The organism is Methylobacterium sp. Gmos1 (assembly GCF_053764715.1).
The window spans coordinates 285,727-299,682 of record NZ_JBSNCC010000001.1 but is presented as its reverse complement, the minus strand read 5'-3'; the positions used below and the strand labels follow the sequence as shown (position 1 = coordinate 299,682).

Annotated in this window: 13 protein-coding genes; 5 read left to right on the top strand and 8 right to left on the bottom strand. The window is 70.7% G+C overall.

The genetic code is table 11. The features are described from left to right. Positions 1-157: 157 nt before the first annotated feature. Both ACS5PV_RS01355 and ACS5PV_RS01350 read right to left on the bottom strand, forming a co-directional pair. Complete coding sequence (locus tag ACS5PV_RS01355) at positions 158-1,297, bottom strand: carboxylate-amine ligase (protein WP_455393587.1); 1,140 nt, start codon at positions 1,295-1,297, stop codon at positions 158-160. A 159-nt stretch (positions 1,298-1,456) separates the two neighbouring features. Then, the gene (locus tag ACS5PV_RS01350) at positions 1,457-2,218 is read right to left on the bottom strand and encodes a 16S rRNA (uracil(1498)-N(3))-methyltransferase (protein ID WP_455393586.1); all 762 of its coding nucleotides are present in this window, start codon (positions 2,216-2,218) and stop codon (positions 1,457-1,459) included. A 273-nt stretch (positions 2,219-2,491) separates the two neighbouring features. Here ACS5PV_RS01350 and ACS5PV_RS01345 point away from each other — a divergent pair, with 273 nt between their 5' ends. After that, positions 2,492-2,974 (top strand): hypothetical protein, encoded by a 483-nt coding sequence (locus tag ACS5PV_RS01345; RefSeq protein WP_455393585.1) that lies wholly within the window; start codon positions 2,492-2,494, stop codon positions 2,972-2,974. A gap of 40 nt (positions 2,975-3,014) precedes the next feature. Further along, positions 3,015-3,956, top strand: coding sequence for a 4-hydroxybenzoate octaprenyltransferase (ubiA, locus tag ACS5PV_RS01340; protein WP_455393584.1), 942 nt, complete (start codon positions 3,015-3,017; stop codon positions 3,954-3,956). A gap of 16 nt (positions 3,957-3,972) precedes the next feature. On the opposite strand, the gene ACS5PV_RS01335 is transcribed toward ubiA, so the two are convergent. Then, entirely contained in the window at positions 3,973-4,506 is a 534-nt protein-coding gene (locus tag ACS5PV_RS01335) for a DUF6101 family protein (RefSeq protein ID WP_455393583.1), read from the bottom strand. A 382-nt stretch (positions 4,507-4,888) separates the two neighbouring features. Between ACS5PV_RS01335 and ACS5PV_RS01330 the strand changes: the two genes are divergently transcribed. Beyond that, positions 4,889-5,701 carry an inositol monophosphatase family protein gene (locus ACS5PV_RS01330; RefSeq protein WP_455393582.1) on the top strand — a complete coding sequence of 271 codons (813 nt, stop codon included), beginning with the start codon at positions 4,889-4,891 and terminating at the stop codon, positions 5,699-5,701. 277 nt (positions 5,702-5,978) lie between these two features. Then, the gene (locus ACS5PV_RS01325) at positions 5,979-6,677 is read left to right on the top strand and encodes a class I SAM-dependent methyltransferase (protein WP_455393581.1); all 699 of its coding nucleotides are present in this window, start codon (positions 5,979-5,981) and stop codon (positions 6,675-6,677) included. Between the two features lie 259 nt (positions 6,678-6,936). Here the strand turns inward: ACS5PV_RS01325 and ACS5PV_RS01320 are convergent, their stop codons facing one another. From ACS5PV_RS01320 to ACS5PV_RS01305, 4 genes are all read right to left on the bottom strand, one after another. Further along, the gene (locus ACS5PV_RS01320) at positions 6,937-7,209 is read right to left on the bottom strand and encodes a hypothetical protein (protein WP_455393580.1); all 273 of its coding nucleotides are present in this window, start codon (positions 7,207-7,209) and stop codon (positions 6,937-6,939) included. A 192-nt stretch (positions 7,210-7,401) separates the two neighbouring features. Further along, the gene (clpA, locus tag ACS5PV_RS01315) at positions 7,402-9,879 is read right to left on the bottom strand and encodes an ATP-dependent Clp protease ATP-binding subunit ClpA (protein ID WP_455393579.1); all 2,478 of its coding nucleotides are present in this window, start codon (positions 9,877-9,879) and stop codon (positions 7,402-7,404) included. Positions 9,880-9,948: 69 nt separating this feature from the next. Then, positions 9,949-10,326 carry an ATP-dependent Clp protease adapter ClpS gene (gene clpS / locus ACS5PV_RS01310; protein ID WP_048433572.1) on the bottom strand — a complete coding sequence of 126 codons (378 nt, stop codon included), beginning with the start codon at positions 10,324-10,326 and terminating at the stop codon, positions 9,949-9,951. 325 nt (positions 10,327-10,651) lie between these two features. Further along, positions 10,652-11,104, bottom strand: a complete 453-nt coding sequence (locus tag ACS5PV_RS01305; RefSeq protein WP_455393578.1) for a phasin family protein — start codon at positions 11,102-11,104, stop codon at positions 10,652-10,654. A gap of 312 nt (positions 11,105-11,416) precedes the next feature. Between ACS5PV_RS01305 and ACS5PV_RS01300 the strand changes: the two genes are divergently transcribed. Continuing rightward, entirely contained in the window at positions 11,417-12,904 is a 1,488-nt protein-coding gene (locus ACS5PV_RS01300) for an SPOR domain-containing protein (RefSeq protein ID WP_455393577.1), read from the top strand. Between the two features lie 290 nt (positions 12,905-13,194). Here ACS5PV_RS01300 and ACS5PV_RS01295 read toward each other — a convergent pair whose 3' ends face one another. Further along, entirely contained in the window at positions 13,195-13,941 is a 747-nt protein-coding gene (locus tag ACS5PV_RS01295; protein WP_455393576.1) for a DnaJ domain-containing protein, read from the bottom strand. Between the last annotated feature and the right edge of the window lie 15 nt (positions 13,942-13,956).

Below are 13,956 nucleotides of genomic sequence, written 5' to 3'. Positions count from 1 at the left end.
CATCCTGAGGTGCCCGAGCGAAGCGGAGGCCTCGAAGGAGGCCTCCAGAGATCGCAGAGACTTCTGGACGCCTCCTTCGAGGCTCCTTCCAGTCGCACCTCAGGATGAGGTTGAGGGTGGGACAGACGTCGGGCGTCGGCGGAGGTGGCCCACTCCCTCAATGCCGCGTCGGGTTCGCCCCCACCGTCTCGGCGGTGAGCCAGTCCACCACCTCGGCCAGCGCCTCCCTGGGGGGCAAGCCGCGCCCCTGCGCCTCGGTGAACAGGGCGAGCTGGCGGTCGGCGCTGGTGCCGCGGGCGACGATCCAGCGGGCGAGGTCGAGCTCGGCCTCGCAGCCGAGAGCACGCGCATCCTCGGCGACGAGCGCCAGGGTGTCGGCGAGCACCGTCGCCACCGGATGCGCCGCCCGCGTCGCCTCGCAGACGAAGCTGCCGTGGATGCCGTAGCGCTGCGCCCGCCAGCAATTCTCCGCCGCGATCGCCTGCGAGGCGCCGGTGAGGTCGCGGTGGCGCTCCGGCTCCCGGGCGAGGCGCCGCACCAGGCAGCGGTAGAGCGCCGCGATGGCGAGCGCGTCGTCGAGCCGGGTGCAGCTGTCGGCGATGCGCAGGTCGAGGCTCGGGGTCGTGGGCGAGGGGCAGATCACCCACCAGACATGGCGCGGGTCGTCGAGGGCGCCCGAGCCCATCACCGTGTCGAGGTAGCGGTCGTAATCGGCCTCGTCGCGAAACAGCGGCGGCAGCCCGCTGCGCGGCAATTCCCGCGCGGCGGCGAGGCGGTAGCCCAGCAGCCCGGTGCGCTGCGCCTGCCAGAACGGCGAGGAGGTCGACAGCGCCAGCAGCAGGGCGAGGTAGGGCTGCATCCGGTTCATCAGGTCGACCCGCGACACGCCCGCCGGCACGCCGACCCCGACGCTGAGCCCGCAGACCACGTTGCGGCTGCCGACCATCTGGAGGTCGCGCAGCACCCGGCCCTGGGCGGCCTGCTCGCGCGGCGGGCGCACCCGGCTCCACAGGGCGAGCGGGTGGGTGCCCGAGGCCATCAGGGCGAGGCCGCGGGCGGACGCCAGCGCTCCGAGCCCGCTGCGCAAGGAGGCGAGGGCGCGCCTGGCCTCGCCGAGGTCGCTCGCCGGCTCGGTCGACCAGACGAGCTGCGGCTCCATCAGTTCGGTGCGCACCCCCGGATATCCGGCCCGGCAGGCGGCGAGGAAATCGCGGGTGCGGGCCCGGGCGGCGTCGCGCTTGCCCGCATCGTTGATGAACACCTCCTCCTCGAGGCAGACGTCGAAATCCGCTCGCATACGCAACACCTCCGGCAACAGCGGTCCGCGACGCGCCGACGGCCGCGGGCCGCGAATCGGCCGACGGCCGCGGGGCGGCTCGGTCATCAAGTCTCTCGAATTGCGGCGCGAGCCCGACCGGGTCGGCGCCGCGGCACGGGGCGGATCAGGCCCCCGTCGTCACGCGCTCCGCCGCCCGTCGCCGAGCACGGCCTGGACCAGGGCGAGCACCGCCACGGCGGCGGTGTCGGCGCGCAGGATCCGCGGGCCGAGGGAGAGGCGGACGGTGTTGGGACGGTCTCCGATCAGGGTGCGCTCCTCCGGCGTGAACCCCCCCTCCGGTCCGATCACAACGGCCAGCGGAACCGTGCCGTTCCCGGGAACGGCTTGGCGCAGGGCAGCGACCGGATCGGCGACGGGCGCATCCTCGTCGCAGAACACCAGAAGGCGCTCCGGCGCGAGCCCGGCGATCGCGGCGGCCAGCGGCGCGGCGTCGCGGATCTCCGGCAGGCTCAGGATCCCGCACTGCTCGGCGGCCTCGATCGCGTTGGCGCGCAACTTGTCGAGCTTGATCCGGTCGCCTTGCGTGCGCCGCGTCACCACCGGGAGGATCAGGCTCGCGCCCATCTCCACCGCCTTCTGGGCGACGTAGTCGAGGCGCGCCGCCTTGAGGGGAGCGAACAGGTAGTGCAGGTCGCCCGCCGGCGTCTGCGGCCGGGTCCGCGTCCGCAGCACCAGGTCCGCCGCCTTGCGGCCAGTCGGTTCGATCTCGGCGCGCCACTCGCCGTCGCGGCCGTTGAACACCAGGACCGGCTCCCCCGCGTCGCGCCGCAGCACCGAGAGCAGGTAGTTGGCCTGCGCCCGGTCGAGGGTATGCCGCGCGCCCTCGTGCATCGGGATGTCGAGGAAGAGCCGGGGAGCGTTGAAATCGTAGGCCGCCATGGCCGCCCTGCTCGCCGAGATCGGGGCGGGATGTCAATCGCCCGAACTGTTGCGCTTGCACAACAGCGGCCGGCGAGAGCGGCCGGACCGGTGGCCGCGGACGCTCCCCCGCACGATGGCGCCACATTCCTGTGCAGAAAGCGCTACGAGGCCGGGAGCGGCAAGGGATTCTTACGTATGTCGGACCCGCCGCCGAGAGTGCGGCCGGACCGGCAGCAGACCGGAAATGTCGGGGCCAGGATGTTCGGGGCCGGAGCTTTGGGGGGTTGGGAGATGACTCGCATGCGTGTGACCGTGGCGGCGCTGGCCGGAAGCCTGCTCGGCGCGACGCTTCTTGGCGGGGCCGCCCAGGCCCAGGGCGCGGATTGCTCGACGATCCAGAAGACCCTGACCGAGCGCAAGGACATCGTCGGCAAGGTCAACGCCGCCTCCCAGGGCAAGAAGGCGAAGATCACCGCGGCGGCCGCCTGCAGCCTGTTCACCAAACTCCAGGCCAACGGCAACGAGGGCCTGAAGTGGATCACCGCCAACAAGGACTGGTGCTCGATCCCGGATTCCTTCGTCGAGGGCTTCAAGGCCGATCACGGCCGGGTCTCGTCCCTGCGCACCAAGGTCTGCCAGGCGGCGGTGCAGCAGGCGGCGATGGAGAAGAAGGCCCGCGCCATGCAGGCGCAGCAACAGCAGCAGGGCGGCGGCGGCCTCCTCGGTGGCCCCGGCCTGACCGGCAGCTTCCGGGTGCCGCAGGGCGCGCTGTGAGCTGGGCGCCGGTCACGTTTCCGGTCCCTTGCCCCCGCGCATGAACTCTGCCCCCGATCGTCCGGTCGCCGACGCGGTCACCGGGCACTGGGTCGACCGGCACGCCCCCGAGGCGGTCCGCCCCTACCTGCGCCTCGCGCGCATCGAGCGGCCGATCGGCTGGTGGCTGCTGCTCCTGCCGTGCTGGTGGTCGGCGGCGATCGCGGCGATCGCGGCGGGCCGGCCCGGCCCGAGCCTGTGGCACCTCGCCCTGTTCCTCGTCGGCGCGGTCGCGATGCGCGGGGCGGGCTCGACCTACAACGACATCGCCGACCGCGACCTCGACGCCCGCGTCGAGCGCACCCGCCTGCGGCCGCTGCCCTCGGGCCGCGTGCGCGTGCGCCACGCCGTGATCTTCCTGGTCGCGCAGGCCCTCGTCGGCCTCGCGGTGCTGCTGCAGTTCAACGCGACGGCAATCCTCGTCGGCATCGCCTCGCTCGCGCCCGTCGCGATCTACCCGTTCATGAAGCGGGTGATGCCGGTGCCGCAACTGGTGCTCGGCCTCGCCTTCGCGTGGGGGGCGCTGATGGGCTGGGTCGCCCTGCTCGGCCGCCTCGACGCCCCGGCCTACTGGCTCTATGCCGGCGCCATCGCCTGGGTGATCGGCTACGACACGATCTACGCGGTGCAGGACATCGAGGACGACGAGATCGCCGGCATCAAGTCCTCGGCCCGCTTCTTCGGCACGCGGGTGCGGCTCGCGGTGGCGGGCTGCTTCCTGGCCTGCGTCCTGTTCATCGGTCTCGCCCTGTCCGGAGCCGGGGCCGGCCCGATCGGGCTTGCCGGTCTCGCGCTGTTTGCCGGCCACCTCGCCTGGCAGGTCGGGCGGCTCGATCCCCGCGACGGCGCGGAGGCGCTGCGGCTGTTTCGCAGCAATCGCGATGCGGGGCTGATCCTGTTCTGCGGGCTGGCCCTCGACGCGCTCTGGCAAGGCTTGATGTAGCCGGTTGATGTAGCCGTCAGACGCACTCGCCCTCGGTCATCAGCGCCTCGTCGCGGTAGACGAGCGGACGCAGCGGCAGGGAGCCGGTCTTGCGGCGGGTGAGGAAGCGCGGGCGGCGGTGGGCGAGCAGGCCGTGCCGGCGGCGGATGCGCACCGCGCCGAGCTTCACCCGGCCGATCTGCTCGCCCATCGGGGAGACCGCGCCGTCCTCCTGGATCACCACCAGCGGCAGGCCCGATTCGGCACCGATCCGGCGCCACACCGCCACCACCTCGTCGTCGCCGTAGGTGCCGAGCCGCATCACCGGGTCGCCGCTGCGGTCGAGCACCGTCACGGTGAAGCGGTCCTCCCCGGCGGCGTCGCTGGCGTCGCCGTCGAGGCAGAGCGCGACGCTGCCGGCGGCGCTGGCGCCGTGCAGGCGGCCGACGATCGGCAGCGCCGACGGCTCGGCCTGAACCGGGCCGCGGTGGATGACGGGCAAGCCGAGGTCGCGGCGGGCGGCCATGCTGCTCGAGGACTTGCGGTTCGAGGAAGGAAATCGGGTGACCATGGATCTGCTCGACGCCCTGTTCGCGTGAGGCGGCGACCTCTGTCGTGTCGTCCGCTGTTGTCACGACTATGGACCGCCCCCGGCCCAGAACGCCTTAAAAGGCAGCGTTAAGCGATGGTTGTGGCGAGGCAGATGCGCCGAATGCTCAACGGATCCTTGTCCCGGCCCGATTCATTTATCGTTCACCGCCAGTACATGGCCTCCACCGGGCGCGAAACGCTTCGCTAAGACAATGCGGCATCGCCGCCGCCGCATCGCGGCCGCGGCGTCCTTGTGGGGCCGGGTGGCGGGGCCTACAACGGAATCGATCTTGCTCCGTGCTCGCCCGTGCCCGCCGCGGGTCCGCCGGGCGCCTCTTCTCGAACCTTCGGCGGCCGCCACCATGCCTTTCCCCGACGACGTGCGTCCGCTTCTGCCCCAGGTTCGGGCGATCATCCGCGAGGCGGCCCTGCTGGCGCTGCCGTATTTCCGGCAGGGCGAGCGCACCAGCGCCCGGGTCTGGAACAAGGCCGGCGGCTCGCCGGTGACCGAGGCCGACGTGACGGTGGACACCTTCCTGAAGGTGCGCCTGAGCGAGCTGATCCCCGGCGCCGCCTGGCTCTCCGAGGAAACCCGCGACGATCCCGTCCGCCTCGCCCACGACCTCGTCTGGATCGTCGACCCGATCGACGGCACCCGCGCCTTCCTGTCGGGCGATCCGGACTGGTCGATCGCCGTGGCGCTGCTGGCCCGCGGCGAGCCGGTGCTCGGCCACGTCGCGCAGCCGGTCACCGCGACCCTCTACGAGGCGGTGGCGGGGCAGGGGGCGACGAAGGACGGCGTGCCGATCCGGGTCTCCGCCCAGGAGGCCCTGGCGGGCGCCCGGGTCACCGGCCCGAAGCCCATGGCCGACCGGCTCGAGCGCCAGAGCGGGCTCTCCGGCACGCCGGGGGCGCTGGTGCGGCTGCCCCGCATCCCCTCGCTGGCGCTCCGCCTGGTGCGGGTCGCCGAAGGCCTGGTCGATGTCGGGCTGGTCTCGTCGGATGCCCGCGACTGGGACCTCGCCGGGGCCGACCTGATCCTGCGCGAGGCCGGCGGCGCCGTGCTGGGCCTCGACGGCGGCGTCCCGGTCTACAACCGGCGGGAGCCGATCCACGGCGAGCTGGTGGCGCTGCCGCAGGGGTTGCGGGAGGCGGTGCTGGCGGGGTTGGCCTGAGCGGCCGAGACGGCCGCAAGGAGCGAGATGTCCGCGAGTCGGGCATCTTGCCAGTCCCACGGCCTGAACCAGGCAACTTGACCGTGCGAAGGGGCGCCGTGGGCGAAGGACTGCCCCGGGTGGGTTGCAGACGTTCCGCTGTCATCTCGCTACGCTGGCTTTCATGCCTGATCCGAGCACGCCTGCCGGTCCGCTATCGCGCGCGCTCCACGCGCGAGCGTGGGCCGAAGCCTATCCCCTCATCGACCGGCAGCTTTCGCCGCTGGGATTGAAGGCCATGACGGCCCTCGCGCCTTCACCGGGCGCCACGGTGCTCGACATCGGCTGCGGCGCCGGCCAGACCCTGGGCCAACTCGCCGAGATCGTGGGACCCAGCGGCCAGGTCATCGGCGTCGATGTGGCTGAACCACTCCTCGCCATAGCCGCACAGCGCACTCAGGGACTCCCGAACGTCAGATTGATCGAGGCCGATGCCCAAATGTTCGACCTGCCGTCCGGGAGTGTGGACGCGATCTATTCGCGTTTCGGCGTGATGGGTTTCCCGAATCCCGTCGCAGCCTTCACTAATTTCCGCAGGATGCTCAGGCCAGGCGGGAGGCTTGCTTTCGTCTGCTGGCAGGCCCTGGACAGGAACGAGCTTGACTCCATGCCACTGGCCGCCGCAGGCATGCCGGGTGTCAATGACGATGCTCCCTTCAGCTTCGCCGATCCGCGCGTCATCGACGATGTCCTCGGACAAGCAGGATTCCAGGAAATTCAAGTTCGCGCGCACAGCGAGCCGGTGTCGAGCGGCGACCTCGACGCGATGACCGAGGTGTTGCTGAAGGTTGGCCCACTCGGGAAAATCATTCGCGAGCAGCCAGCCCGACGAGCGGAAGTTGAACCACGACTGAGGGCGGCATTGGCGAAGCTGGGTGATCCCGCGAATGTCAGCCTCACAGCGTCGGTGTGGGTAGTGAGAGCTCACAATCCCTGACACTGGATCCATTTCTGACACTGTATTCGTGGCGCATCATCGACGGCAACGTCCGAGGAGAGCCGGGAGCAGACCCCCGCAGGGTCAAGCTGATTGAGTTTTGACCGTAGATCCTGTCTGACCGGTCGACAGATCTCGTCCGCCCACGACCTCATCCTGCGGTCGCGGACCGGGTAGAAACGAGCCGCACGGCCCCGGATCGGCCGGCGGTACGGAAGCTTGCGGAAGCCCTGCCTCGACTGGCCGTAGGCCCCGAAGTCTACCGCGCCTCCCGCTTCTCCAGCTGGGTCTTCACCTGCTTCAGCTGGTCGAACACCGCGCTCGGCGTGGTGCCGAAGAACGCGAAGCCCGCGTTGATCGACCAGTAGCAGGCGAACAGGATCACCGGGACCAGGATCCAGCCCAGGATCTCCTCGCCGATCTTGCGGCGGCGGCGACGCTGGCGGCGCTTCTCGCGTCCCGTCAGCTTCGGGGAGGGCGGGGTCACCGTCGCGGCCGGGGCGAGGGGACCCTCGTTCAGATCACCGCTCATGGAGATCGTCTCACGCTTCCTGGGCGCGGGGCCTTGAAGCCCTCGCGCCGTCCGTCACGAGGGCCCGGGAGGACGGCCCGGGCCTCAAATAGCGCATCCCGGCGAGGAGGCCCCGCCGGGATGCGCGTCTCGTGGAGCCTCATACACGGGAGGCGGTCCGGGATCGAGGGGGGTACCCCGATCCCGTTCCGGTCAGGCCCGGACCAGCGGCACCTTCGGCACCGTGCGGACCCCGCCCTCGCCGCCGCCCGAGCCGCCGTCCTTCGGCTTCTTCGGGGCGGCGCGGGGGCGCTTCTGCTTCTTGGCGGCGTTCTTCGCCGCCTTCTTGGCGGCGATCGTCACGTCCTTCTCGGGCCGCGGCGTCACCGGGCCGGCCGGGAAGACGAAGCCGAGGCTCGGCTTCTCGCCGTCGGGCCGCTTGACGATCACCCGGACGGCGCCGCCGTCCTTGAGCTTGCCGAACAGCACCTCGTCGGCGAGCGGGGTCTTGATGGTCGACTGGATCAGGCGGGCCATCGGGCGGGCGCCCATGGCCTCGTCGTAGCCGTTCTCGACCAGCCAGTCCCGCGCCTCGTCGGACAGCTCGATCGTGACGTTGCGGTCGGCGAGCTGCGCCTCGAGCTGGAGCACGAACTTGTCGACGACCTTGGCCACCACCTCCTTCGGCAGGTGGCCGAAGGACACGGTCGCATCGAGGCGGTTGCGGAATTCCGGGGCGAACAGGCGGTTGATCGCCTCCTGGTCGTCGCCGGTGCGCTTGTTCTGCGTGAAGCCGAACGCCGCCTTGGCGAGGTCGGCCGCGCCCGCATTCGTCGTCATGATGATGATGACGTTGCGGAAATCGACCTGCTTGCCGTTGTGGTCGGTGAGCTTGCCGTGATCCATCACCTGCAACAGGATGTTGAACAGGTCCGGATGCGCCTTCTCGATCTCGTCGAGCAGCAGCACGCAGTGCGGGTGCTGGTCGATGCCGTCGGTCAAGAGGCCGCCCTGGTCGAAGCCGACATAGCCCGGAGGAGCGCCGATCAGCCGCGAGACGGTGTGCCGCTCCATGTACTCCGACATGTCGAAGCGCAGCATCTCGACGCCGAGGCTGGAGGCCAGCTGCTTGGCCGCTTCCGTCTTGCCGACGCCGGTCGGGCCAGCGAACAGATAGGCGCCGATCGGCTTGTCGGGATCGCGCAGGCCGGCGCGAGCCAGCTTGATCGAGGCGGTCAGCGCGTCGATCGCCGCGTCCTGGCCGTAGACCACCCGCTTCAGGTTGTCGGTGAGGTGCGCCAGCACCTCCGCGTCGTCCTTCGAGACGGTCTTCGGCGGGATGCGGGCCATCGTGGCGATGGTCGCCTCGATCTCCTTGACGCCGATCGTGCGCTTGCGACGGCCCTCCGGCACCAGCATCTGCGAGGCGCCGGTCTCGTCGATCACGTCGATCGCCTTGTCCGGCAGCTTGCGGTCGTTGATGTAGCGGGCCGACAGCTCGACCGCGGCCTTCACCGCCTCGGTCGTGTACTTGAGCTTGTGGAACTCCTCGAAGGACGGGCGCAGGCCCTTCAGGATCTCGATCGCGTCCGGGATCGACGGCTCGTTGACGTCGATCTTCTGGAAGCGGCGAACGAGCGCCCGGTCCTTCTCGAAGTACTGGCGGTATTCCTTGTAGGTGGTCGAGCCGATGCAGCGCAGACCGCCGGAGGCGAGCGCGGGCTTGAGGAGGTTCGAGGCATCCATCGCGCCGCCCGAGGTCGCACCGGCGCCGATCACCGTGTGGATCTCGTCGATGAACATGATGGCGTTGGGATGCGCCTCGATCTCCTTCATCACCTGCTTGAGGCGCTCCTCGAAGTCGCCGCGGTAGCGGGTGCCGGCGAGCAGCGTGCCCATGTCGAGGGAGAAGACGGTCGCGTCGGCCAGGACCTCCGGCACCTCGTGCTGGATGATCTTGCGCGCCAGCCCCTCGGCGATCGCGGTCTTGCCGACGCCGGGATCGCCGACGAGCAGCGGGTTGTTCTTCTGCCGGCGGCAGAGGACCTGGATCGTGCGCTGAACCTCGTTCTCGCGACCGATCAGCGGGTCGATCTTGCCCTCGCGGGCCTTCTTGTTGAGGTTGACGCAGTAGGCGTCGAGCGCGTCACCCTTCTTCTTCTGGCCGCCGCGCTCGTCCTCGGCCCCGCTGGGACGTTCCGTCGGACCCTCCTCGTCGGCGCCGCGCACCGGCTTGCCCTCGGACAGGCCGGGGCGCTTGGCGATGCCGTGGCTGATGTAGTTGACCGCGTCGTAGCGGGTCATGTCCTGCTCTTGCAGGAAGTAGGCGGCGTGGCTCTCGCGCTCGGCGAAGATCGCCACCAGCACGTTGGCGCCGGTGACCTCCTCGCGGCCGGAGGACTGCACGTGGATCACCGCGCGCTGGATCACGCGCTGGAAGCCCGCCGTGGGCTTGGCGTCCTGCCGCCCGTCGCCCGTGAGGTTGGCGAGCTCGGTGTCGATGTACTCGACGAGGTTGCGCTTGAGCAGGTCGACATCGACGTTGCAGGCCCGCATGACCGCGGCCGCGTCCTGGTCGTCGACCAGGGCCAGCAGGAGGTGCTCGAGCGTGGCGTATTCGTGTCGGCGCTCGCCCGCCAGCGCCAGGGCGCGGTGAAGAGCTTGTTCAAGGCTGCGTGAGAAGCTGGGCAAAGCGGGCCTCTTTGCTGGTGCCTGTCTTGGTGGGCGCTGGTCTCGGCTGTGATCCGTCGCGGCTGGTGCCTATTTCTTTTCCATGACGCATTGCAGAGGATGTTGGTGTTTCCGCGCAAAGTCCATGACCTGCGTCACCTTGGTCTCGGCGACCTCGTAGGTGAAGATGCCGCACTCGCCGACGCCGTTCTGGTGGACGTGCAGCATGATGCGGGTCGCGTCCTCGCGCGACTTGTTGAAGAAGCGCTCGACCACGTGGACGACGAATTCCATCGGCGTGTAGTCGTCGTTGAGCAGCAGCACGCGGTAGAGGTTCGGCCGCTTGGTGCGCGGCTTCGTCCGCGTGATCACGGCGGTCCCCGATCGCCCGTCGCCGTTGCCGGGTGCGCGGGGATTGGCCGCGACCGGCCTTGTGGAGGGTTCTCCCTGCCTCGGGACCTGAGCCATCTGAATCGTACCGACCTCGCTCTGGCGACCGCGCCGATCCGCGCCGGGCTCCCTCGAGGGGCCCCGGGTGGTGGTGCGGGACGGCAGCCTATCACGTCGGCTGCCGGTGCCGAGCCTAATCTATAGGCCGAGTCGGCGCTTCGCCAGTCGGCTGCGCGCTCTTGTCGTGCAGGCCGCCGGAGGCCCCTGAAACAGGACCCCGAATCGAAGCCCCGAAACGCGCGCGACCGGCACGGGATCCCGTGCCGGTCGCGGAGGGGGAGGGGCGGCCGGAGGGCCGCCCGCCGATCGCTCTGTTCGCGCCGCGTCCTTACGCGGCGTTCCTTCAGGCGGCGTTCTTCGACTCGTCGTAGGCCTTGTTGGCCTCGTGCTCGACCTTGTTGAGGCCGTCCTTGGCCATGCCGACGGCGCGGTCCTGGGCCTTGAACGCCTGCTCCTGGGCCTTGGCGGCGAAGCCCTCGAACGGCTTCACCATCTCCTTGGCGAGGTTCTGGTAGAGCTCGGTCATCTTCTGGCTCTGAGCCACGAGACGCTCGTACGAGGTCTTCATGTACTCGGTCTGGATCTCGAGCGCCTTGTCGAGCGAGCGCACGCCGGCGAGCTTCTCGAGGGTGGCGGTGCCGTGCTCGAAGGACTGCTTGGCGAAGTCGGTCGCCTCGACGGCGATGGCCTGGCTGGCCTTCGACAGGGTGCCGAAGCTGCGCAGCATCGCGTCCATGCCGTCCTTGCCGAACTTCTGGGCCGCCTCGGCCTGCTGGTTGATGTTCTGCTGGTTCATGGTGTGGCGGCGCCTCGGGGGCGCCCCTCCTCGCGCGGCGTGCGGGGCATCGGCAGGGCACCCGCGCGTCGCGCCCCGCTGAGCGGCAATATGTGCAGCGCACAAAATTCGTCAAGGGTCGATTGTGCACCGCACAATGCACGAATTCGAGCATCGGAATTTGCGCCCGGTTAACCGGGGCGTAACCGCACCTCCCTAGCCTGATTGACAGTGATGCCGCTGCGCCACGCCGTTTCCGGGGAGGCGCCATCGGTCTTGAGGGCGCCGCCCAGGTCGCGGCCGCCCCCTTTCGTCGAACGGGGTAGTAACGTGATGCGTTGCGTTCACGGCCAATCTGGACCCGCGCTGCCGGCCGTGCTCGCCGCCGCGGCGGTGCTGACGGCGCTCACCGCCTCGCCTGCCGAGGCGCGCCGGCGCGCCCATCACGGCGGCGGGGGCGGCTACAACCCGCCCTACGCCGCGATGGTGGTGGACGCCAAGACCGGCCGCGTGATGCACGCGGTCAACGAGGACGCCCTGCGCCACCCGGCCTCGATCACCAAGGTGATGACGCTCTACCTGCTGTTCGAGCAGCTCGAGCGCGGCAAGATGGACCTCGACACGCCGCTGACGGTCTCGGCCAACGCCGCCCGGATGCCGCCCTCGAAGCTCGGCGTGCGCCCGGGCTCGACCGTGACGGTCGAGGAGGCGATCAAGGCGCTGGTGACGAAGTCGGCCAACGACATCGCCTGCGCCATCGGCGAGAACATCGCCGGCTCTGAGCCCGCCTTCGCCGAGATGATGACCCGCAAGGCGCATTCGCTCGGCATGAGCCGCACCCACTACGCCAACGCCTCGGGCCTGCCGGATTCCGACCAGATCACCACGGCGCGCGACCTGACGATCCTGGCGCGGGCGATCCAGGACCGGTTCCCGAAATACTACCGCTACTTCCAGACCCGCTCCTTCGCCTTCAAGGGCCGGGTGATCGGCAACCACAACCACCTGCTCGGCCGGGTCGAGGGCGTCGACGGCATCAAGACCGGCTACACCCGCGATTCGGGCTTCAACCTGATGACCTCGGCCCGCACCGACGGCCGCCACATCGTGGCGGTGGTGCTCGGCGGCAAGTCGGTGGCGAGCCGCGACAACATCATGGCCAAGCTCGTCCAGGCCAACCTGCCGGTGGCCTATGCGGGCGCCCGCACCGCGGCCCCGGTGGTCGAGGTCGCCGAGCGGCCGCGCCCGGCCGTCGTCGCCGAGCGCCCGGTCGCGACCCGCACGCTGGTCGCCTCCGCCGACGAGGACGACGCGGTCGAGACCACGAATTCCACCGGCCAGCCCCTCGACATCGCCCCCCGCGGCGGCGCCACGCCGCAATCCTCGCCGAAGTGGCGCGCCGGCGCCCCCGGCGCGGTGCCGGCGAGCGCCCAGGCCTACGCGCCCGCCCCGACCGCCGCCTTCCCGGCGGCGAACGGCAAGTACGCCTCGCGCCTGCCGGCCACCGAGCCCGGCGAGGCCCGCGCCCCGGCCCCGCGCGAGGCCGCGGCGCCCGCAGCAAAGCCCGTCACCGTGACGCCCTGGGTGATCCAGCTCGGCGCCATGGACGACGAGAGCAAGGCGAAGTCGATGCTCGCCGATGCGCGCCAGCGCGGCGGCTCGGCGCTGGGCAAGGCCGCTCCGTTCACCGAGCGGGTGACCCATGGCGGCACCACGCTCTTCCGCGCCCGCTTCTCCGGCTTCTCCGAGGCCGAGGCCGCGCAGGACGCCTGCCGGGCGCTGAAGCGCAACGGCTTCACCTGCTTCGCGACCCGGAGCTGAGGGGCTTTCCCGCCCCGTAAAGGCAGGGTCCCGCGCAGAACGCAAAGTCGCGGGTCCCCCTCTCCCGAGTGGGAGAGGAGACAGGGGTGAGGGTGCCGACGGCTCCGGATCGATCTGAAACCGTCACGCTGCCAGCACCACGCTCGGCGCCTCGCTCCGAAGCGTGTCACCCTCACCACTACCCCCTCCCAGACGGGAGAGGGGATCCCGCGCCGGATCCGTCACAGTCAGAACCATATCCCCGCCGCGGCCCGTTCCTGCCGCGGCTTCGTCGACACGCGCGTGGAGTATCAGCGATGTCGGTTGAGCAGAAAGTCCTTGGCCGCGTTGACGCGGGCCGCCAGGTAGTCGGACCCGCCCTGGTCCGGGTGAAGCCGCTTCATCAGGGTGCGGTGCGCCCGGCGCACCTCCTCGAGGGGCGCCCCGCGCTGAAGCCCCAGGATCTGATAGGCCTCCTCCTCCGTCATCGGCCCTGGCTGCGCCGCGCCGCCCGGCCGCGGGTCGTGGTCTCCTTGAGCGTCTACGCGCCATCCGGCAAACCGGCGGTCCAGATAAGCCTCTAGCAGGCGGGCGCCGTCGGGATCGCCGCTGCGGCACTCGGCGAGCAGCGCGACGAGGCGCGGCTGACCCAACCCGTCGAGGGCCTGACCGGCGAGCGGACCGGCCAGCACCGTGCCGCGCATCGCCCCGGTGGCGTGGTCGAGCTCCATCTCGAGCAGGGCCGAGCGCACCCGCGAGACGTCCGCCCGCGGCGCGGCCCGGCCGAGCCCGAACTTGCCGAAGCCGCCGACCTTGCCGAGCCCGAACGGCAGGGGAGAGCCCTGGCGCCAGCCGAGCAGCCAGGCGCCGCCGAGGCCGAGCACGCCGGCCATGTCGAAGCGCCCGCGCAGGAACAGGAGGGCTGCCGCCGCCAGCGCCAGCCAGCCGCCGGCCTGGCGGATCACCCGCGCGATCGTGGCGGGGTTCGCCGTGGAGTAGTGGCGGCCGAGCCACCACAGGCCGACGAGGACCAGGACACCGAGGCCGAGGGCGATCATCCGTCTTCCATCACC

Coding starts and splice junctions, on each gene's coding strand:
- ACS5PV_RS01355 (WP_455393587.1), bottom strand. CDS start 1,297: ATGCGAGCGGATTTCGACGTCTGCCTCGAGGAGGAGGTGTTCATCAAC.
- ACS5PV_RS01350 (WP_455393586.1), bottom strand. CDS start 2,218: ATGGCGGCCTACGATTTCAACGCTCCCCGGCTCTTCCTCGACATCCCG.
- ACS5PV_RS01345 (WP_455393585.1), top strand. CDS start 2,492: ATGACTCGCATGCGTGTGACCGTGGCGGCGCTGGCCGGAAGCCTGCTC.
- ubiA (WP_455393584.1), top strand. CDS start 3,015: ATGAACTCTGCCCCCGATCGTCCGGTCGCCGACGCGGTCACCGGGCAC.
- ACS5PV_RS01335 (WP_455393583.1), bottom strand. CDS start 4,506: ATGGTCACCCGATTTCCTTCCTCGAACCGCAAGTCCTCGAGCAGCATG.
- ACS5PV_RS01330 (WP_455393582.1), top strand. CDS start 4,889: ATGCCTTTCCCCGACGACGTGCGTCCGCTTCTGCCCCAGGTTCGGGCG.
- ACS5PV_RS01325 (WP_455393581.1), top strand. CDS start 5,979: ATGACGGCCCTCGCGCCTTCACCGGGCGCCACGGTGCTCGACATCGGC.
- ACS5PV_RS01320 (WP_455393580.1), bottom strand. CDS start 7,209: ATGAGCGGTGATCTGAACGAGGGTCCCCTCGCCCCGGCCGCGACGGTG.
- clpS (WP_048433572.1), bottom strand. CDS start 10,326: ATGGCTCAGGTCCCGAGGCAGGGAGAACCCTCCACAAGGCCGGTCGCG.
- ACS5PV_RS01305 (WP_455393578.1), bottom strand. CDS start 11,104: ATGAACCAGCAGAACATCAACCAGCAGGCCGAGGCGGCCCAGAAGTTC.
- ACS5PV_RS01300 (WP_455393577.1), top strand. CDS start 11,417: ATGCGTTGCGTTCACGGCCAATCTGGACCCGCGCTGCCGGCCGTGCTC.
- ACS5PV_RS01295 (WP_455393576.1), bottom strand. CDS start 13,941: ATGATCGCCCTCGGCCTCGGTGTCCTGGTCCTCGTCGGCCTGTGGTGG.